This is a genomic window from Trichlorobacter thiogenes (assembly GCF_900167465.1).
Taxonomy (GTDB): domain Bacteria; phylum Desulfobacterota; class Desulfuromonadia; order Geobacterales; family Pseudopelobacteraceae; genus Trichlorobacter; species Trichlorobacter thiogenes.
The window spans coordinates 34,625-54,036 of sequence record NZ_FUWR01000017.1; the positions used below are offsets into that span (position 1 = coordinate 34,625).

Genomic DNA, 19,412 nt, shown 5'->3' on the forward strand with positions numbered 1-19,412 from the left:
TACATGAACTAGTACCCTCACCGAATGACGCTAAGGATAGCTGATATGACTGATTTTGCGGGCAATAAGTGGGGCCCTCGGCAGCTGCTGGCCCTGCTGCTGCTAATGGGGGCTGCACTGCTGGGCACTATTCTGGCGCCGCAGCTCTTTACCGGGTTTAACTATCTGTTGGGCAGTATCGCTGTGATGCTGATTTTAAGGCTTTTCGGGCCTGTCTGGGCGGGCGTTGCCGCGGTGATCGCCGCCCTCTGGTGCAAGCAGCTGTTTGGCCACTTCTATCCGGTTGTCTGGCTGGGGCTGGAACCGCTTTTTGTTGCGTACTGGCAGAAACGTCGTCCCAAAGATACACTGATCCTGGCAGACACGGTGTACTGGTTGATTGTTGGGATGCCGGTGATTTTCATACTCTTTCAGATGGTCATGAAGGTGCCGCTGCTGGGGACAACAACAGCAGCGCTGATGTATATGGTTATAGGGGTTACCAATGCCCTGATTGCTACGTTGCTGATTAATCAGTTCTCTCTGGAGCGTCTGGTCTGGCCAGGGAGACAGCAGGGGGCGGTGACCATTGTCCAGTTTTTGTTTCAGGTGCTGATGCTGACCATTGTCCTGCCTGCTCTGCTGGTGCTGGTGCTAACTGGAAGGGAGCGGGAGGCGACCGTTAAGCAGAAGCTGCTGGATACTTTGGAGATCAAGTCGCGGCAGGTCGGCTACGAGATCAGGCAGAAGATCTTTGATGGCACTTATCCGGAGAAATTCGACGGGCTGGACCGTCAAAAGCTTGATTTAGGGGCGGTCACGAAGGTTTTACAGGGGATCCAGGCCAACCAGCAAATCCAGTTACATCTGATGGCCAATAAGGGAGAGGTACTGGCCTCAACAAATCCTGAAGTGGGCAGGCTGTCAAACTATGATCCGCTAAGTCTGGGTAAGGCCAGTCAGACGGCACAGGAGCATGTCTTTTACCGTATACCCCCCAATAATCCGCCGGTGCCACTTTGGCAGCGAGCTGGCAAGAGTACCTATATCAGGGTCTACCCAATCCCCAAGACGCCGGTATACGCCATTGCAGAGATGCCGTTTGCTCCCTATCAGGCTAAAATTCTGCGGGGACATCGGAATGCCCTGGTTGCCATGTTGATGTATCTGGCCGTCGGCACCGTGCTGGCTACGCTGGTGGCACGCAGGATTGCTGCCCCGCTGGAACAGCTGTCAAAGACGACCACTGATCTGCCGGGCAAGCTGGTGTCTGAAGATCTTGTCTGGCCCTCCAGTGCCATCAGCGAGATTGCAACGCTGGTGGAAAATGCCCGCCAGATGGGCCATACGCTGAGTGGCCAGTTTCGGGAGATCGCCCAGATCAATACGGAGCTTGAGGGGCGTGTAGAGGAGCGAACCCTTGAGTTGAGCGCAACCAATCAATCTTTGCGTCAAGAGATTGATGATCGGATCGCTGCAGAACGCCAGCGCGATCACCTGATGGATGAACTGACGATTCAGCTCCGTTTCCTGCAGACCCTGATGGATGCCATTCCCAATCCGATCTATTTCAAGGATACCCAGGGGCGTTATCAGGGGTTTAACCAGGCCTTTGGCCAGGCCTTGGGAGTCAGCCGTGAGCAGGTGATCGGTAAGAGCGCTGATGCACTCTATCAGCCCAAGGTTGCGGCATTTCATCGGGAAAAAGATGATCAGCTCTTTGCTGCAGGCGGGATACAACAGTATGAAGCAGATATCCTGTATGCCGACAGAAACACCCATACTGTTATTGTCAATAAAGCAACCTACCATACGTTGTCAGGTGAACTGTCCGGCCTGATTGGTGCTTTCATTGATATTACCGAACGCAAGCAGGCCGAGCTTGAACGTGACCGGCTGATGCAGGAGCTGGAGGCCAAGAACAAGGAGCTGGAGAGTATCATCTATGTCTCATCCCATGACCTTCGTTCGCCACTGGTGAATATCCAGGGCTTCAGCCGTAAACTGGCTAAAAGCTGCGCTGCCCTGAACAAGACGCTTGCAGAGATTGAGTTGCCGCAGGAAAGCCGCGATGAACTGCTGAAGCTGTTGACCGAGAGTATGCCCCGCTCGATCGAGTTTATTACCGGCAGCGTTGAGAAGATGGATAGCCTGTTGTCAGGCCTCTTACGGCTCTCCCGGCTGGGGCGGGCAGCCATAACCATAGAAAACCTTGACATGAATCTGTTAATAAGCAAAATAATCAATTCCCTCGCCTACCAGGTTGAATCAAGCGGTGCCCGGATAACCGTCGGGCAGCTGTTACCATGCCGGGGAGATGCGGTTCAGATCAGTCAGGTCTTTACCAATCTGCTGGACAATGCGATCAAGTACCGTTCGACGGATCGTCTGCTTGAGGTGCGTGTCTCAAGTGTTATGTGCGATGATGCAGTTCAGTACTGTGTTGAGGACAATGGTATCGGTATTCATCCTGATTACCAGAACCAGGTCTGGGAAATCTTCCATCGGATCAATCCTCGGGATATTCCTGGTGAAGGGTTGGGGTTGACTGTTTCACGCAGAATTCTGGATCGCTTGAATGGAACCATCTGGCTTGAATCTGAGGAAGGGGCAGGAAGCCGTTTCTTTGTGACACTTCCTGCACAAAGGAGCTGAAAGGATGTTGCAGACGCTCATGGAAAAACTTGCTAAAAATGAGGTCACTGTCCTGATCGCCGAGGATGATGACGGCCATGCTGAACTGATCATTGATAACCTGCGAGAAGCAGGGCTTACCAATCAGATCATCCGTTTTCGGGATGGCCAGGAGGCGCTTGACTTCCTGGCCGGGACGCCAGACACACCGGAAACCCGTCAGAGCGGCGCCGCCTATCTGCTGCTACTGGATATCAGGATGCCCAGGGTGGATGGGGTGGAGGTGCTGCGTCGGATTAAGCTCACGCCGGAACTGCACAAGATGCCGGTGATCATGCTGACCACCACCGATGATCCCCGTGAAGTGCAGAACTGCTATGAACTGGGTTGCAGCTGCTATATTACCAAGCCGGTGGATTATGATCGCTTTTCAGAGATGCTGCATCGACTGGGACTGTTCCTGATGGTGGTGCAGGTGCCGGATATTAACGGAAAGGCATAAAACTTATGTGCGGTATTGTTGGCTATATTGGAGAACAGGAAGCAACCCCGATCATCTTTGAAGGGCTGCGTAAGCTGGAATATCGTGGTTATGATTCTGCCGGTATTGCCACGCTGCAGCCGGATGGTATTGCGATCCGCCGCAGTGAAGGTAAATTGCTTAACCTGGAAAAGCTGTTACGGGAGCAGCCGCTGAAGGGGACAATAGGCATTGGCCACACCCGCTGGGCCACCCATGGTCGTCCTTCTGAAATCAATGCCCACCCCCATACGTCCGGTCCGGTTGTCGTCGTACATAACGGCATTATTGAAAATTACCTGAGCCTGAAGGAACAGTTGAAGGCCGCCGGCCATGAGTTCTCCAGTCAGACTGATACTGAAGTGATTGCCCATCTGGTTGATGAACGGTTGAAGACTGCCGGGTCCTTTGAGGCAGCAGTCCGTACCGCCCTGCAGGAGCTGCAGGGGGCCTTTGCAGTCTGCATCCTCTGCAAGGATCAGCCTGACACCCTGATTGCTGCCAAGGTCGGCTCACCGATGGTGGTTGGTCTGGGGCAGGGCGAGTTCTTTGTGGCCTCAGACATACCGGCTATCCTGGCCCATACCCGTGAGATGGTCTTTATGGAGGATGGTGAGATGGCGGTCTTTAGCAACCAGACAGCCCGCTTCTCCACCATTGCCGGAGCCACGCTTGAGAAGAAGGCCCGCCATATTGACTGGTCTCCTCTGATGGCAGAAAAAGGTGGTTACAAGCATTTCATGCTGAAGGAGATCCACGAACAGCCCCGGGCGGTGCGGGATACCATTGCCGGACGGTTGCAGGAACAACTGGGGGATGTCTACCTTGAAGACCTGGGCTATGATGATGCCACCCTGCAGACCGTACAGCGGATGGTGATTGTGGCCTGCGGTACCTCCTGGCATGCTGCCCTGACCGGTAAATTTCTGATCGAAGGGCACTGCCGTATTCCGGTTGAGATTGATATCGCCTCTGAATTCCGCTATCGCAGCCCGGTGATTGATGACAAGACGCTGGTGATGGTCATCTCCCAGTCAGGTGAAACCGCCGATACCCTGGCCGCACTGCGCGAAGCCAAGAAGCTGGGGGCTATGAACCTGGCCATCTGCAATGTGCTGGATTCCTCCATTGCCCGTGACGCTGCCGGAGTGATCTACACCCATGCTGGACCAGAGATCGGGGTGGCCTCCACCAAGGCCTTTGTGACCCAGCTGACGGCGCTGTACCTGTTCACTATCCGTCTTGGCCGGGCCATTGGCCGTTTGAATGTGGCACAGGGCCAGCAGATGATTGCTGATCTGAAGAAGGTACCGGAACTGCTGGAACAGGCCCTGAAGCTGAATGAGCAGACTGAGAAGATTGCCCGTCAGTATATGAATGCCCGCGATTTCCTCTATCTGGGCAGGGGCAGAAACTTCCCGATTGCTCTGGAGGGGGCGCTGAAGCTGAAGGAGATCTCCTATATCCATGCAGAAGGCTATCCCGCTGGTGAGATGAAGCATGGACCGATCGCCCTGATTGATGAGCATGTGCCGGTGGTGGTGCTGGTGCCAAAGAACAGCACCTATGAAAAGACGGTCTCTAACATGGAAGAGGTCATTGCCCGTAGCGGTCGCGTGATCGCCCTCTGCAGTGCAGGCGATCATGAGGTACAGGACAAGGCTGAGGCAACACTGGAACTGCCTGAACTCAGTGATGACCTTGATCCGATTCTGCTGTCAGTGCCGCTGCAGTTGCTGGCCTACCATATTGCCGTGTTGAAGGGGACTGATGTTGATCAGCCAAGGAACCTGGCCAAGAGCGTTACAGTGGAGTAACGAGGCTCTTGTGATTGTCACTGGCCGCTGCAATGATTGCATGCAAGAGAACATGATCACAGGCATAGGATAGCGCATAGAAAACGCAGGCCATTTTATACGTTAGGTGGATCGCTTAAAGCGGAGGTCACTCTTTGAATCTCTGCTACAAGTGCGCGGGCCAGGAATGGTTTGCTCAAATAGCCGTCAAAGCCTTCTGCGATCAGTCGTTCTTCGGTCCCTTTCACCGCATCGGCGGTAAGCGCGATCACCGGTGTGTGTCCGCCAGTTTCAGCCTCTTGTGCGCGGATCGCCTGCAGTGCCTCAATGCCGTTCATCTCCGGCATCTGAATATCCATCAGAATCAGATCAATGCCCCCCTGCTGCCAGATGGCGACTGCCGTTTTGCCATTGTCGGCACACAGCGAATAACAGCCTAACTTTTGCAGCAACAATTCAGCGGTGCGCTGATTAAGTGGATTGTCCTCAGCAAGCAGGATAGTAAGTGGTGCGGTTGGCAGTTCAAGAGCCGATGCGAGCTGCCGGGAGGAGAATGCCTCAGCGTGTTCCGATACCATAAGAGGTAGTTCCAGGTGGAATTGGCTGCCTCTTCCCTCTTCACTTTCAGCCCAGACGTATCCTCTCATCAACGCCGCCAGCTGGCAGCAGATGGTAAGACCGAGGCCGGTGCCGCCAAATCTACGGGTGGTGCTGGCATCAGCCTGGGTAAATGGATCAAATACTTTGGCCAACGCCTCTTGTGACATGCCGATACCGGTGTCGGATACCGTTATGCATACAAGCGCCTGATTGTCTTGATAATGCATCAATTCAGCCTTAATGGTGATCATTCCGCGCTCGGTAAATTTTATGGCATTGGAAAGCAGATTGAGCAGGATCTGTTTTATCCGTAACTGATCTCCTGTGAAAAGACCACCAAGCTCCGGCGCCACCTGGCAATTGTAACTCAATCCCTTGTTGGATATCTTGGAAGTTTGCATTGCAAGCACCTCTTTTAAACAGCGCTGCAATGAAAAATCGGCATATTCCAGTTCTACCTTCCCTGCTTCAATCTTGGACAGGTCAAGGATGTCGTTGATGATGCTGAGCAGGTTTTCAGAAGACAGTGCGATGGCATCCAGATATTCCTGCTGTTCCGGTGTCAACTCACTAAAACGCAACAGCTCCACCATCCCCATCACACCATTCATAGGCGTACGGATTTCATGGCTCATGTTGGCCAAAAAGCTGCTTTTTGCCTGGTTGGCAGCCTCTGCCTGAGCCGTGGCTGCTTTCAGGTCAGCGGTACGGTCAGCAATTTTCTGTTCAAGCTCTGAATGGGATGCAGCGAGCCTGCTGCGCATCTCGTTCAGAGCACTGACCAACTGCCCGATCTCGTCGTTGTAGGGATATTCAAGCCGTTGCGGCTTGTTTTCATGCTCTTTCAGATCCAGTTGTGACACGGTTGCAGCAAGTGCTGTCAGCGGCCGAGACAGGCGTCTGGTGATCACCCAGTAAAAGATCAGCCATAGGCCTGCGGTTTTAATAAGCGAGTTGATCAGGATAACCAGAAAACTGTACTTGACCCGTTCAACGGCTACGTCACGGTTTGAGTAGAGTACCAACCTGCCCAGTGCGTGGGGGGCGTGCCCTTCGACAACACATTTTGACCATAATGGCAGTTCATGTTTTTGATAGGGCGCTAACCATCTCTTGCCCTGTAGGGCGGAATCCGGGGGGACCTCTCCATCTGAGGCGATGACCTCGCCGGCGTGGTTTTCAATCTTGACACCGGTAATGATTGCTGTCTGGCGGATACCTTTGGCCAGGGAGTCCAGCAGTGTACGGTCGTAGGTCCAGATCGCATCAGAGACAGCAGGAGCAAATGAACGGCCCAACGCAACCAGGTCAGAGGAGATGGTTGTCTGAATCGTGGCATATTCCAGTGCCAGTTGGCTGCACGTTACCGCGATTGCCAGTACCAGGTACCAGCCGAATACCAGCTTAAATAATCGTCCTGCAAGGTTTGTAAGCCGCTGCATCAGTCTCTGGCCTTTCACTCTTTGAGCATGTGCGGATAATAACGACGTACCTTTTTACGGTCTTCCTGCGGGTACCAGCGTTCTGAAAACTGTTGGTAGGACTTTTTGGCCCGCTCTCGATCCAGAACCGTATTAACCTTTTTGATGACAGACCGCCCCCAGTCATTTCCCGTACATGCGACATAGGTGTAAAGATACGGCGGCGTTCCGGCAATCGAACGGTTCAGCGGCATGTCGTTCAGCCCCATACGGATGTTCTGAAATGCAGCCTCGTGAGAAAACATGATCAGGTAGTCCAGGTCGCCATTCTGCATCATCTGAAACAGCTGATCTCCTGTTAAGGTCCTAATAACCAGATTGGGGCTATCCTTGTAGCGCTGGATGACTGGATCAATATTGGGTGCATAGGAGCGTCCGGCCATAATCCCTCCAACCAGATCCTTACGCTTAAACAGTGCTTCCAGCACAATCGGGTTTTCCCTGCCAAACAGAGCAGCCTTGTTTTTCAGAAAGATGATCCGGTTGTCCAGGTGTGTCAGCGCCGGTTTTGATATCGCCAAATTCAATTCTTTGGCCGGCGCTAAAAAAATTCCAGGCGTACAGATATTAGTTCCCCTGAGAAACTCCTGTTTCCGCCTGGCAAAACTCATGCGTGTAATTTTGTGGTCAAAGTCCGGCATGTTGTCGATAAGCGTCTGCAGTTCCCCGTCAAAGCTGCCACTGGCTGCGTATGTCCCGTCAAGAATCTGGAACGGCGGGAAATCGATCACGCTCCAGACCAGGGTTTCTTTGGCCTGAACAGGGCGCACAGCTGTCGAAACCAGCAGAAACATGATGAACAAAAAGAGAAAACAAGAGCTTGGTGTTGACCAGGTGTGTCGCATCACGTTGCGCATCGTCTCCCCTTGCCTTGGTAGCTGCGACTGTCACAACCAGCAGAAATGAGCTGCCGTATAAGTGTACCACAAAATTTAAAAACTGCTCGAACCGGTGGGCAGGGCAGTTTTTGCGGGTTTTGATAGACGCCCCTACACAATTCAAAGCGGTTTATGAAGCCGGACATAATTCATACAAGCGGGCTACACGTAGAAAGCAGGAAAGCAGCAGTTGAAAACTGGAAACAACGTCTATATACTGCCACGAGATGTTTGAAATTTTAGAGTGGCTGGTCCCTGATTCAACTTCCAACTCCCACTTGATTGTTGATCGAAAACTTACCAGTTGTTTCCCGTTTCTGACTTGAGTGTTTTGATAAAACCTGATGAACCAGAAAAGTGCAGATAGTTATGGAGTCAGTCGTTTCTAATTTTAATAAAAGGTCGCAAATGCGTTTGAGCCATCGGCTGGTGCTGGTGGCTTTTTTTACTGCGCTGATAACCGGCGGCTGGCTGATCTGGGAGATAGACGCGGTTGATCCCCCTGCCGCCTCCCCAACGGACAAGGCGCAGGAAGATCTGTCCCGGATTGAGTATCCTAGCCAGAAAGGGATGCGTTGGCATCCTCGCTTTATTCGTCCCCATGAGACCCTTGAATCGCTTTACGGCAAGGACTGGATCTGGGTGGCCCGTTTCAACCGGGTTGATCGGCGGCATGTCTATCCCGGCATGACCATCAAGGAACCGGAGCGGATGGAGGATATTCGTGGTTATACGCCGTTGCCAAAGGAACTTCCTGAGGCAAAGGCCCATCGTAAGTATATTCTGCTGGATCTGACTGAACAGTGGATCGGCGCCTATGAACGGGGTGTGCTGAAGTTTTCCATGCCTGCAGCCACCGGTAAGGCTGGCACAGAAACCCCGGTTGGCACCTTCAGGATTGATGCTCGCCATCAGACCCATACCTCTTCGCTCTATAAGATCAACGGTGAAGAGGGGGATCAGTATCCGATGGACTATGCCCTGCGTTTTCATATTGATGAAAAAAATATCGGCTACTATATCCATGCCCGTGATCTGCCAGGGCGACCGGCTTCCCACGGTTGCGTCGGCCTGTATGATGAAGAGATGCAGGAACGTACCTTTGGTATGCCGGAAGAGCCGGTTCTGGTGGACTCTCGCAAGATGTATGAGTGGGCGGTCCCTGACAGTGAATACGGCGATGATTATGGCGATTTTGAAGAGATTGATAATGGCCCGGTGCTTGAGGTGCGAGGCACCCTGCCGGTGTACCGCTAAGTTGTTGGTGTTTTTTCTTTTCCTGGCGCTTGTACTAGGCTAGTATGACACGTTATTTTATTTCAATTCGAGGCACCTATCTGTGGATAAACTGATTATTAACGGCGGCAGGAAGCTGAAGGGCGAAGTAACGGTCAGCGGCTCAAAGAACGCCTCCCTGCCGATCTGTATCGCTGCTGCCCTGGCTCCCGGCGCCAGCACCATCACCAATGTTCCCCGTCTGCGTGACATCACCACCACGGCAAAACTGCTGGAATCTTTGGGCGCAACCATTGAACGTCACGAGAATACCATGCGGATTGATGCCGGTACCATTAACACCGTTGAGGCAACCTATGATCTGGTCAAGACCATGCGGGCCTCGGTGCTGGTGCTGGGACCGCTGTTGGCCCGTTTTGGCCGCTCACGGGTCTCTCTGCCCGGTGGTTGTGCCATCGGTGCCCGCCCGATTGATCAACACCTGAAAGGCCTCAAGGCATTGGGCGCCGAGATCACGCTTGAGCATGGCTATGTTGAGGCGATTGCCAAGAAAGGGCTGAAGGGCGCCCGGATTAACTTTGATGTCTCCACCGTGGGTGGCACTGAACATCTGATGATGGCAGCTGCCATTGCCAAAGGTGAAAGTATTCTGGAAAACGCTGCCCGTGAGCCTGAGATCGCTGACCTGGCTGATTACCTGAACCGGATGGGGGCCAAGATTGAAGGGGCTGGTACTGACACGATCCGTATTCAGGGGGTATCCGAATTGACCCCGGCTGCCTATGAGGTGATGCCGGACCGGATTGAGGCTGGCACCTTTATGTGCGCAGCAGCGATCACCGGCGGTGATGTGAAGATTAAGGGGATGAAGCTGGAGCATCTGGATGCCCTGACCTTCAAGCTGATGGATGCCGGGGTGGAGATCACCAACCGCAACGACGTTGTGCGAGTGAAAGGCCCACGCAGACCACAGGCGGTTAATATCAAGACTCGCCCCTATCCCGGATTTGCAACTGACATGCAGGCTCAGTTTATGGCCTTGATGTGTGTGGCAGAGGGTGCCAGTGTGATCTCGGAGAACATCTTTGAAAATCGTTTCATGCACGTTTCCGAGCTGCAGCGCTTTGGTGCTGATATTACGGTAGAAGGTAACTCAGCCACGGTCAAAGGGGTCAAGAAACTGTCCGGTGCGCCGGTCATGGCAACCGACCTGCGGGCCTCGGCCTGTCTGGTGCTTGCCGGTCTGGCAGCGGAAGGAACCACCGAGATCCAGCGCATCTACCACCTGGATCGCGGCTATGAACAGATCGAAACCAAGCTTGCCGGTCTGGGAGCAGATATCAAGCGGGTGCCTGAATAATGAATAATCAACTGACGATTGCTATTCCCAAGGGGCGTATCCTGACCGAGTCGATTGAGCTGTTTGCAAAGATCGGCATCCATCTGGAAACCATGCTGGAGGATTCCCGCAAGCTGATTTTTGAATACCCTGAACAGAACCTACGGGCCTTGATTGTACGGGCCACCGATGTCCCCACCTACGTGGAATACGGCTGTGCCGACCTGGGGATTGTGGGTAAGGATACCCTGCTGGAGCAGGACAAGGATCTTTACGAGCCGTTGGACCTCAAGTTCGGTTACTGCCGGATGATGGTGGCAGAGCCGGTTAATCTGGCCAAAAGTGATGATCCTGGCCGCTGGTCCCATATCCGGGTGGCCACCAAATATCCCCATGTGGCAGAGAAGTACTTTGCCTCCAAAGGGGTGCAGGCCGAGATCATCAAGCTGTACGGTTCCATCGAACTGGGGCCGTTAGTGGGGCTTTCGGAGCGGATTGTGGATCTGGTCTCCACCGGTGAAACACTGCGTCAGAACGGTCTGGTGGAAGTAGAGACCATTGCTGAGATTACCACCCGCCTGGTGGTGAACCGGGCCTCGCTCAAGACCAAGCACCAGCGGATTCGCGGGATTATCGACGGGCTGGAAAGGGTTATCAGCTAACTGGGGTGAATGGAGTTTTTATGGCGACCTCTATCTTGATAGAGCAAAACCGGAATGAGCAGCGTAAGGAAATGTCCGGAAAAACTCCGGCTGAACGCCTGCTGATCGCTCTCGAGCTGTCTGATATCTGTCTGTTGCTGAGTAATGCTGCACGACTGGCTTTGGAGAAAGAACGTGCTGCTGCAAAAGCTTGATACCGTTATTGAGCTGTTGTCTGGTCTGCGCGACACTGGTTGTATCAGCGGCTTTACGTTGATTGGGGGACTGGCTGTTTCTGCCTGGAGTACGCCGCGCGCAACGAGAGATATTGATCTGCTGATACTTGTGGATACCGACAAACTTCAGCAAATAGTAACGGCTTTCTGTGATGCCGGTTTGCATGCCGAGCTGCGACGTGGAGATTATGACGATCCGGTTCCCTATCTTATCCGCGCCGATGCTGTTGATCTACTGATCGCCACCAAGGCATATGAAGCAGAGGCAATACGGCAGAGTATCGCAATAGATATTGCAGGGAAAACGGTGCCTGTAGTTTCGCCAGAATTTCTGATTATTCTCAAACTTAAGGCCGGAGGCCCCCAAGACCTGCTTGATGTAGAGGAACTGCTTGCCTCTGGGCTGGTAAACCGCGCGCTATTAGGAGAGCTGGCAGCTCGTTATAAAGTTGCACTGACACAATAAGATTACAGGAGTTTCATCGTGCTGTTTCTTGATATCAATGACACTGATTTTGATACCCGCTTTGCTGCCATCCTGACCCGTGGCGAGGAGACCTCGCTGCAGGTGACTGAGGTGGTGCAAGGGATTATCAAGGATATCCGCAGCAGTGGTGATGATGCCCTGCTGGAGTACACCAACCGTTTTGATCGTCTGGGGCTGGCCGATGCCGCTGGGCTTGAGATCAGTTCAGCCGAGATCGAGGCAGCCATGGCCGCCGTACCTGCCGATGATCTGGCTGCCCTGCAACTGGCGGTTGAGCGGGTGGCCCGCTTCCATGAAAAACAGAAGCAGCAGACCTGGCTCTCAACCGAAGAAAGCGATATCCTGCTGGGCCAGAAGGTAACCCCATTGAATCGGGTTGGCATCTATGTGCCGGGTGGCAAGGCCAGCTACCCCAGCAGCGTGATCATGAACGCCGTGCCGGCCAAGGTGGCCGGGGTCAAAGAGATCATCATGGTCTGCCCCACACCGGGTAATGAGATCAATCCGGCTGTGCTGGCTGCAGCAAAACTTGCTGGCGTGGATCGGATCTTCCGGGTTGGCGGTGCCCAGGCCGTGGCTGCCCTGGCCTATGGCACTGCCAGTATTCCCAAGGTGGATAAGATCACCGGGCCGGGTAATATCTATGTGGCCACTGCCAAACAGCTGGTCTTTGGTCAGGTGGGGATTGACATGATCGCTGGTCCCAGTGAGATCCTGGTGATCAATGATGGCTCCGGCAATCCAGCCCACATTGCAGCTGATCTGCTGTCACAGGCCGAGCACGATGAACTGGCTTCCTCGATCCTGATCACTACGGACCGTGGTTTTGGTGAAAAGGTCGTCGCCGAGGTAGAGCGCCAGCTGGCACTGCTCTCCCGCGAGTCCATTGCACGGGCTTCATGGGATAAGTTTGGTGCTGTGATCGTGGCAGGCTCGATTGAAGAGGCTGCAGCATTTTCTAACCGAATCGCACCTGAACACCTTGAACTGGCTGTGGCCGACCCATTCGGCCTGCTGCCGTTGATCGACAATGCCGGCGCCATCTTCATGGGCCACTGGACCCCGGAGGCAGCCGGAGATTATCTGGCCGGTCCCAACCATACCCTGCCCACTGGCGGTACTGCCCGCTTCTTCTCACCGCTCTCTGTGGATGACTTTGTCAAGAAATCCTCCATTATCAGCTTCTCTGAGCAGGGGCTGAAACGGCTGGGTAGTCGGATCGTACAGATTGCCGGGCTGGAAGGGCTGGAGGCCCATGCGAGGTCGGTCAGTCTGCGGTTGGAGGATGGTAAATGAGTCCACTACGCCCCCCCATCGCATCCATGGCAGGCTACGTGCCTGGCTTTCAGCCACCTGACATCGCCTCCTGGATCAAGCTGAACACCAATGAGAACCCCTATCCGCCATCGCCAAAGGTAAAAGAGGCGATTCTGGCTGAGCTGGGTGATGATGCTGCACTGCTGCGGACCTACCCCAGCGCCTCCAGTGAAAAGCTACGTCAGGCTGCGGCAGAACTGTACGGTTTTGATCCTTCCTGGATCATCATGGCCAATGGCTCTGATGAGGTGTTGAATAACCTGATTCGTGCCTGTGCCGGAGAAGGGGAGGAGATCGCGTATGTGCATCCTTCCTACTCCTACTACGCCACCCTGGCCGAGATTCAGGGCGCTAAAGTCCGCACCTTTGGTCTGACTGAGGACTTCAGGATTGCTGATTTTCCAGAGCGCTACAGCGGCAAGCTGTTCTTTCTGACCACCCCCAACTCACCGCTGGGCTTTGCTTTTCCGCTTGCCTATGTGGAGGAGTTGGCCACCCGCTGCGATGGTCTGCTGGTAGTGGATGAAGCCTATGCCGATTTCAACGACTGCAATGCCCTTGATCTGGTCAGACGGTACCCCAATGTAGTGGTTACCCGTACCTTGTCCAAGAGCTATGCCCTGGCTGGCATGCGGCTTGGTCTGGCAATTGCCCGGCCTGAAATCATCGCTGCTTTGGATAAAATTCGTGATCACTACAACCTGGATCGTCTGGCCCAGGCCGCTTGTGTTGCTGCGCTGCAGGATCAGGACTATTTCAAAAAGCGGTGTGAGCAGGTGGTGGCTACCCGGCAGTTTTTTGTAACAGAGTTGCAATCTTTGGGATATGCGGTATTAGAATCAGCTGGGAACTTTGTTTTTGCATCGCCACCGGACCGGAATGGGCGGCGGGTCTATGATGGCCTGTATGCGCGTAAAATTTTGGTGCGTCATTTCAGTGATCCATTGCTTAGTCATGGTCTGCGGATTTCAATCGGCACCCGTGAAGAGATAGAGCAGACCCTGAGTGCGCTCAGGGATATCGGTTAACAAGGAGGAGTAGCATGCAGCTTTCTGAGATGCACACCCGTTGTGGCCAATGTCATTTTAACTATTCACGGATTGATACCGAGGCCTGGGGGCGCTTTAGTTCCCGCCGGATTATGTGTCCGATCTGTGGCTGGACCGTGTATGAAGAACATCGCTGGGAGGAAAACGGCGAATCCGTACTGATGAAACGGAATGAGGCCCAGGGGTTTGGGGCTTACCGCCTGATCCCGCCGGGAGGCTACACCGGCTACAACGCCTTTCATTCAGAGCCGCCCCCGGAAGTGCTTAATAACATCAAGGAGCTGCTGACTGAAAAAGGCTGGAAGGGGTACCTTTCCATCTGGGACAGTAAGGAAAAGAAGGCGATGTTGGTGACCGGGCATCCGCTGAACAAGTTTGATCTGGTAGGAGCAAATGGTAGCAAGTGAGGAGTGTTATGAAGCGAACAGCAGAGATTGATCGCAGTACTTCGGAAACAAGGATTCACCTTAAACTGACCATTGACGGCACCGGCCTGTCGGCTATCCGTACTACGGTTCCGTTTCTTGATCATATGCTGCACCTGTTTGCCCGCCATGGCCTGTTTGATCTGACCGTAGAGGCCCAGGGGGATATTGATATCGACTTCCACCACACGGTTGAGGATATCGGTATTGTGCTGGGTGAGGCGTTTCGTCAGGCTCTGGGGGATAAAAAGGGGATTGTCCGTTACGGTACCGCTCGGATTCCAATGGATGAGACCTTGGCGGATGTGACCGTTGATCTCTCAGGACGTCCCTATCTGGTCTATAATGTAGATCTGCCCAAGGTGAAAGTTGGTGAGTTTGATGCAGAACTGGCCCGCGAGTTTTTTCAGGCCTTTGCCAATAACTGCGGCTGTAACCTGCACCTGAACCTGCTCTATGGAGAGAATGTCCACCATATTATTGAGGCCTGTTTTAAAGGGTTTGGCAGGTCTCTGGATAGCGCTACCCGCCAGGATTCCCGCCTGCATGGGGTTATGTCCACCAAAGGTGTCCTGTAGCTTTTAAAGCCGGATTGATCTGAAAAAAAGAGGGGCAGCCTGTTCAGGCCTGCCCCTCTTTTTTGTAGCAATAGTTTTAAGGCCTACTTTACTTCTTTCAATAATACCTTGGCCTTTTTTGCCTCATCACTCTTGGGGTAATCAGCTATCAGGCGTTTTAACAGGTACTGGGTGCTCTTCAGGTCCTTTAGCGCCTTGAAGGAAAGTGCCTGCTTCAACATTGCAGCCGGTGCCTTTTCCTTTTTGGGATACTGCTTAACCACTTCCTGAAATTCAAGGATAGCCTGCTCATAGTTCTTCTCACCGTAATAGGTTTCCCCTATCCAGTAACGGGCATTGGGTACCAGATCATGGCCGGCATTTTTTTCAATGAAGCCTGCCAACTGGGTGCGGGCGCTGGGCATGTCGCCAGCCTTGAATGCCTCAAGGCCTTTCAGGTACAGGGCGTCAGCTCCGGCCTCCTTACCTGTGGAACCAGCCCCTTGAGCGACCTCTTTCATCCGCTTGTTCAGTTCATCCAGTGCTACCTGCAGTTTAACGATCCGGTCTTCAAGCGCCACAATGCGGCGGTCAGAGTCTTCGCGGTAACGAGCCAGATCTTCAGTAGGTTTCTTGGTAGCAAGACCTTGATCATCCAGTTTACCAGCCATGACCTGCAGATCTGACTTGAGGCTGTCAATGTTGGCCTGAAGGTCAGCATCGCCCTTGCGTAGTGCGGCAAAATCAGCCTTAAAGGTTTTTTCGCCTTCCCGCGCTGTGCCCAGGTCTTTTTCGATGGTGTAAATACGATTTTTGGTTTCGTCAATATCACGGCGAACCGCCTCAACAGATCCTGTTGAAGCGCAGCCGGCTGTTAATGCGGCCATCAAACAGCCAGATAGAATCCAGACTACTTTCATAGGTGCCCCCTGCGGATGAACGTACGTTACATGAAGAGACTTTATACCATGTCCGATCTTGTGTTGACAAGCGTGCCGTTGGGGTGGCAATAGACGGATTTTGTACTTTTCAATTGACAAACAAGGTGGATTCTTTTAACAATTTTCCGTTTGGGTTTTGGCTGATTAACGTCGTTGGTGCGTTTATTACATTCGGGAGGTTTGGTATGGAACAGTATGCAATTTATTTCGCCTTGGCCTGTGCTGTGGCAGCCGTTGTCTACGGTTTGATCTCGGCGCAATGGATTCTGGGGTTGCCCCAGGGCAATGAGCGGATGAAGCAGATCGCAGCAGCGATCCAGGAGGGTGCAGGTGCCTATATGAAGCGCCAGTACACCATTATTGCTGTGGTTGGCGTGGTTATGTTCATTGCGCTGTTTGCGTCTTTGGGTTGGAAGACAGCCATTGGTTTTGCAATCGGGGCTGTTTTTTCCGGTCTGACCGGTTTTATCGGTATGTTTGTATCAGTGCGGGCCAACGTGCGTACCACTGAAGCTGCCAAGTCCGGTATTGTCAAGGCGCTTGACGTTGCTTTCAAAGGCGGTGCCATCACCGGTATGCTGGTGGTCGGTCTGGGTCTTTTAGGGGTTGCTGGATACTACTTTATTCTGCTTAAGCTGATGCCTGGTGCGCCTGTTAAAGAGGTGGTCAGCCAACTGGTGGGTCTGGGCTTTGGTGGTTCACTGATCTCCATCTTTGCCCGTCTGGGCGGTGGTATCTTCACTAAAGGCGCTGATGTCGGCGCTGACCTGGTTGGTAAGGTTGAGGCTGGTATTCCTGAGGATGATCCACGTAACCCGGCGGTTATTGCTGATAACGTTGGTGATAACGTCGGTGACTGTGCCGGTATGGCTGCTGACCTGTTTGAAACCTACGCCGTAACTCTGATTGCTGCCATGCTGCTTGGCGCTATCGCCTTTACCAATAACGGCGCAGCCGTCAGCTATCCATTGATTCTGGGTGGAATTTCTATCATTACCTCAATCATTGGTACCTTTTTCGTTAAATTGGGGGGGAGCCAGAAGATCATGCCCGCCCTCTACAAGGGATTGATCGCTTCCGGTGTACTGGCTGCTATCGCCTTCTATTTTGTTACTACTCAAATGTTCCCTGCTGGCCTTACCAATGCCGCCGGTGTGAGTTTCAGCGCGGCAAACCTGTTTGTCACATCACTGGTGGGTCTGGCTGTAACCGGTGCCATTTTCTGGATCACCGAGTATTACACCTCCACTGAATACGCTCCGGTTAAGCATATTGCGGAGGCTTCCACCACCGGTCATGGTACTAACGTCATCGCTGGCCTTGGTATTTCCATGAAATCTACCGCTGCGCCGGTTATCGTCATTGCAGCTGGAATTATTGTGGCCTACAAATGTGCCGGCGTGTATGGCATCGCCATCGCTGCTGTTTCCATGCTGTCTTTGACCGGCATTGTTGTTGCCATGGATGCTTACGGTCCTATTACTGATAACGCCGGTGGTATCGCCGAGATGGCTGAGCTGGACGATTCAGTTCGTGCCGTTACCGATCCACTTGACGCTGTCGGTAATACCACCAAGGCGGTTACTAAGGGTTATGCCATCGGTTCAGCCGGTCTGGCTGCGGTGATCCTGTTTACTTCTTATGTTGACGAGTTGAATCAGGCGTTGACGTTGGCCAGCAAGCCAATCATTTCATTTGACCTTTCTGATCCTTACATCATTGTCGGCCTCTTTATCGGTGGCATGCTGCCTTATTACTTTGCTGCCCAGTGTATGGAAGCGGTTGGCAAGGCTGGTGGTGCGGTCGTCGTTGAAGTCCGTCGTCAGTTCCGCGAAATCAAAGGCATTATGGAAGGCACCGGCAAGCCTGATTACGCTGCCTGTGTTGATATCGTCACCAAAACTGCTCTGAAAGAGATGATCATCCCCGGTATCATTCCGATTGCCGCACCTATTATTGTCGGCTTTACCCTGGGGCCCAAGGCCCTGGGCGGTGTGATCGTTGGTACTATCGTTACCGGTATCTTTGTGGCAATCTCTATGACCACCGGTGGTGGCGCCTGGGATAACGCCAAGAAGTATATTGAGGATGGCTACTTTGGCGGTAAAGGTGGCGAAGCCCACAAGGCTGCTGTTACCGGTGATACCGTTGGTGACCCGTACAAGGACACTGCCGGCCCGGCGGTTAACCCGATGATCAAGATCATCAACATTGTGTCCTTGATGATTGTTCCGTTGCTTGCAAAATTGATGTAACGGTTACAGGCTTTCAAAGACACAAAAAGCGGCATGGGAATCTTCCCATGCCGCTTTTTAATTGTAGCGTAGCGGTTTAAGGCTATTCTCTTACAAAAGTATCCATGTCGCTGTCATTCACCATCCCCATGATATGTGCATATTCCGCCTCAATCAAGGCGTAGTGTCCTTCGGTCTCCTTTACTACCCGCTCAAAAATTGCCTTAACCATCGGGTCAACCACACCGGCTGCAAGCTGGGTGTACTGTCCGATACAGTCCTTTTCCTCAACTAGGGCAAGCTCCAGAGCCTTCTGCTCTCCCATCTCTTCGCTGATCGCCTTTTCAAGCTTCATGTAGGTGGGGTTCTTGGTGTCAACCGGGGTGGCCATAAAGCTCTGCAGGTCGCCAAACTCGGTTCCTTTGTAATGATCAAAGAAATGTTTTACATGGGTTGCCTCTTCTGCTGCCAACATTTCCAATACCTTCTTTGCCCGCTCGTTCTTTGCCACCGATGCTGCTCGGGCATAAAAATCCATGCTGTCTTTTTCTGCCTTAATGGCGAGTTTTAGGGCCTCTTGAACTGAATATTCTTTTCCCATGATCTGTTCCCTCCCTGTTAGTAGTCTGATGAGAAGGCTTATACCTGCTAATTGGAAATCTTCAAGCTCGATGTGTGATTTTTTGTGTGGGGTGCGGGTGCATTGAGGGAAATAAAAAAGGAGCAGCCTTGTAAGGCTGCTCCTTTGACATGATATGGCTCCCCAGCGCGGACTCGAACCACGGACATGGTGATTAACAGTCACCCGCTCTACCGACTGAGCTACTGGGGAACAAATGAGACCGTTCTTCTATCATAGGCGTGCGAGTAGAGTCAAGCGAAAAGTGTTTCTGTCGTTTTTGATTGATACAGAGCATTGGTCGATGGTGAGGTGGTCGGCATTTTTGGCTGACGGTGCACGATTTGCAGCCTTTTTCTTGACTTGTTTTCAAAAGACAGTATAAGGGGGCTGTAATTAAAAAATAATAATATTATTAAATATTTATATAGATATTCATATAT

The 19,412-nt window shown here is 52.8% G+C and carries 17 protein-coding genes and 1 tRNA gene; 13 read left to right on the forward strand and 5 right to left on the reverse strand.

Features of this window, described 5'->3' with window-relative positions:
* The first annotated feature begins 45 nt into the window (after positions 1-45).
* Genes B5D39_RS13185 through glmS form a run of 3 tightly spaced genes read left to right on the forward strand, consistent with a single transcriptional unit; the run spans position 46 to position 4,950 of the window.
* Positions 46-2,634 carry a sensor histidine kinase gene (locus tag B5D39_RS13185; RefSeq protein WP_161947505.1) on the forward strand — a complete coding sequence of 863 codons (2,589 nt, stop codon included), beginning with the start codon at positions 46-48 and terminating at the stop codon, positions 2,632-2,634.
* Positions 2,635-2,638: 4 nt separating this feature from the next.
* A complete protein-coding gene (locus tag B5D39_RS13190) occupies positions 2,639-3,115 on the forward strand; it encodes a response regulator (RefSeq protein ID WP_078790928.1) in 477 nt (158 codons plus the stop codon).
* Between the two features lie 5 nt (positions 3,116-3,120).
* Positions 3,121-4,950 (forward strand): glutamine--fructose-6-phosphate transaminase (isomerizing), encoded by a 1,830-nt coding sequence (gene glmS, locus B5D39_RS13195; RefSeq protein WP_078790929.1) that lies wholly within the window; start codon positions 3,121-3,123, stop codon positions 4,948-4,950.
* A gap of 95 nt (positions 4,951-5,045) precedes the next feature.
* Here glmS and B5D39_RS13200 read toward each other — a convergent pair whose 3' ends face one another.
* Complete coding sequence (locus B5D39_RS13200; RefSeq protein WP_139366769.1) at positions 5,046-6,971, reverse strand: ATP-binding protein; 1,926 nt, start codon at positions 6,969-6,971, stop codon at positions 5,046-5,048.
* Between the two features lie 14 nt (positions 6,972-6,985).
* Positions 6,986-7,804 (reverse strand): TIGR02285 family protein, encoded by an 819-nt coding sequence (locus B5D39_RS13205; RefSeq protein WP_161947506.1) that lies wholly within the window; start codon positions 7,802-7,804, stop codon positions 6,986-6,988.
* Positions 7,805-8,296: 492 nt separating this feature from the next.
* On the opposite strand from B5D39_RS13205, the gene B5D39_RS13210 reads away from it, so the two are divergent.
* The 9 genes from B5D39_RS13210 (at position 8,297) to hisB (ending at position 15,196) form a co-directional block, all read left to right on the forward strand.
* On the forward strand, positions 8,297-9,145 hold the full coding sequence (locus B5D39_RS13210; protein WP_244161415.1) for a L,D-transpeptidase: 849 nt from the start codon (positions 8,297-8,299) through the stop codon (positions 9,143-9,145).
* 82 nt (positions 9,146-9,227) lie between these two features.
* Positions 9,228-10,484: a UDP-N-acetylglucosamine 1-carboxyvinyltransferase gene (murA, locus tag B5D39_RS13215; RefSeq protein ID WP_078790933.1), complete on the forward strand. Its 1,257-nt coding sequence runs from the start codon at positions 9,228-9,230 to the stop codon at positions 10,482-10,484.
* A complete protein-coding gene (gene hisG, locus B5D39_RS13220) occupies positions 10,484-11,125 on the forward strand; it encodes an ATP phosphoribosyltransferase (protein WP_078790934.1) in 642 nt (213 codons plus the stop codon). Before murA ends, hisG begins: the two co-directional genes overlap by 1 nt.
* Positions 11,126-11,145: 20 nt before the next feature.
* Positions 11,146-11,319, forward strand: a complete 174-nt coding sequence (locus tag B5D39_RS17135) for a hypothetical protein (protein ID WP_167370394.1) — start codon at positions 11,146-11,148, stop codon at positions 11,317-11,319.
* On the forward strand, positions 11,300-11,806 hold the full coding sequence (locus B5D39_RS13225; protein ID WP_078790935.1) for a nucleotidyl transferase AbiEii/AbiGii toxin family protein: 507 nt from the start codon (positions 11,300-11,302) through the stop codon (positions 11,804-11,806). The genes B5D39_RS17135 and B5D39_RS13225 overlap by 20 nt, the downstream gene beginning before the upstream one ends.
* 18 nt (positions 11,807-11,824) lie before the next feature.
* Complete coding sequence (gene hisD, locus B5D39_RS13230; RefSeq protein ID WP_078790936.1) at positions 11,825-13,123, forward strand: histidinol dehydrogenase; 1,299 nt, start codon at positions 11,825-11,827, stop codon at positions 13,121-13,123.
* Positions 13,120-14,172, forward strand: coding sequence for a histidinol-phosphate transaminase (gene hisC / locus B5D39_RS13235; protein ID WP_078790937.1), 1,053 nt, complete (start codon positions 13,120-13,122; stop codon positions 14,170-14,172). The genes hisD and hisC overlap by 4 nt, the downstream gene beginning before the upstream one ends.
* Before the next feature lie 14 nt (positions 14,173-14,186).
* On the forward strand, positions 14,187-14,600 hold the full coding sequence (locus tag B5D39_RS13240) for a hypothetical protein (protein WP_078790938.1): 414 nt from the start codon (positions 14,187-14,189) through the stop codon (positions 14,598-14,600).
* An 8-nt stretch (positions 14,601-14,608) separates the two neighbouring features.
* On the forward strand, positions 14,609-15,196 hold the full coding sequence (gene hisB, locus B5D39_RS13245) for an imidazoleglycerol-phosphate dehydratase HisB (protein ID WP_078790939.1): 588 nt from the start codon (positions 14,609-14,611) through the stop codon (positions 15,194-15,196).
* 83 nt (positions 15,197-15,279) lie between these two features.
* Here hisB and ybgF read toward each other — a convergent pair whose 3' ends face one another.
* On the reverse strand, positions 15,280-16,095 hold the full coding sequence (gene ybgF, locus B5D39_RS13250; protein ID WP_078790940.1) for a tol-pal system protein YbgF: 816 nt from the start codon (positions 16,093-16,095) through the stop codon (positions 15,280-15,282).
* A gap of 206 nt (positions 16,096-16,301) precedes the next feature.
* Here ybgF and B5D39_RS13255 point away from each other — a divergent pair, with 206 nt between their 5' ends.
* Positions 16,302-18,371: a sodium-translocating pyrophosphatase gene (locus B5D39_RS13255; RefSeq protein ID WP_078790941.1), complete on the forward strand. Its 2,070-nt coding sequence runs from the start codon at positions 16,302-16,304 to the stop codon at positions 18,369-18,371.
* 82 nt (positions 18,372-18,453) lie between these two features.
* On the opposite strand, the gene B5D39_RS13260 is transcribed toward B5D39_RS13255, so the two are convergent.
* Positions 18,454-18,951, reverse strand: a complete 498-nt coding sequence (locus B5D39_RS13260; protein WP_078790942.1) for a ferritin-like domain-containing protein — start codon at positions 18,949-18,951, stop codon at positions 18,454-18,456.
* Positions 18,952-19,106: 155 nt separating this feature from the next.
* Positions 19,107-19,182: transfer RNA gene (locus B5D39_RS13265), tRNA-Asn, on the reverse strand.
* Positions 19,183-19,412 lie beyond the last annotated feature (230 nt).

Coding starts and splice junctions, on each gene's coding strand:
- glmS (WP_078790929.1), top strand. CDS start 3,121: ATGTGCGGTATTGTTGGCTATATTGGAGAACAGGAAGCAACCCCGATC.
- B5D39_RS13205 (WP_161947506.1), bottom strand. CDS start 7,804: ATGTTTCTGCTGGTTTCGACAGCTGTGCGCCCTGTTCAGGCCAAAGAA.
- B5D39_RS13200 (WP_139366769.1), bottom strand. CDS start 6,971: ATGCAGCGGCTTACAAACCTTGCAGGACGATTATTTAAGCTGGTATTC.
- B5D39_RS13240 (WP_078790938.1), top strand. CDS start 14,187: ATGCAGCTTTCTGAGATGCACACCCGTTGTGGCCAATGTCATTTTAAC.
- B5D39_RS13210 (WP_244161415.1), top strand. CDS start 8,297: ATGCGTTTGAGCCATCGGCTGGTGCTGGTGGCTTTTTTTACTGCGCTG.
- B5D39_RS13255 (WP_078790941.1), top strand. CDS start 16,302: ATGGAACAGTATGCAATTTATTTCGCCTTGGCCTGTGCTGTGGCAGCC.
- ybgF (WP_078790940.1), bottom strand. CDS start 16,095: ATGAAAGTAGTCTGGATTCTATCTGGCTGTTTGATGGCCGCATTAACA.
- hisB (WP_078790939.1), top strand. CDS start 14,609: ATGAAGCGAACAGCAGAGATTGATCGCAGTACTTCGGAAACAAGGATT.
- B5D39_RS13260 (WP_078790942.1), bottom strand. CDS start 18,951: ATGGGAAAAGAATATTCAGTTCAAGAGGCCCTAAAACTCGCCATTAAG.
- B5D39_RS17135 (WP_167370394.1), top strand. CDS start 11,146: ATGGCGACCTCTATCTTGATAGAGCAAAACCGGAATGAGCAGCGTAAG.
- B5D39_RS13190 (WP_078790928.1), top strand. CDS start 2,639: ATGTTGCAGACGCTCATGGAAAAACTTGCTAAAAATGAGGTCACTGTC.
- hisG (WP_078790934.1), top strand. CDS start 10,484: ATGAATAATCAACTGACGATTGCTATTCCCAAGGGGCGTATCCTGACC.
- hisC (WP_078790937.1), top strand. CDS start 13,120: ATGAGTCCACTACGCCCCCCCATCGCATCCATGGCAGGCTACGTGCCT.
- B5D39_RS13185 (WP_161947505.1), top strand. CDS start 46: ATGACTGATTTTGCGGGCAATAAGTGGGGCCCTCGGCAGCTGCTGGCC.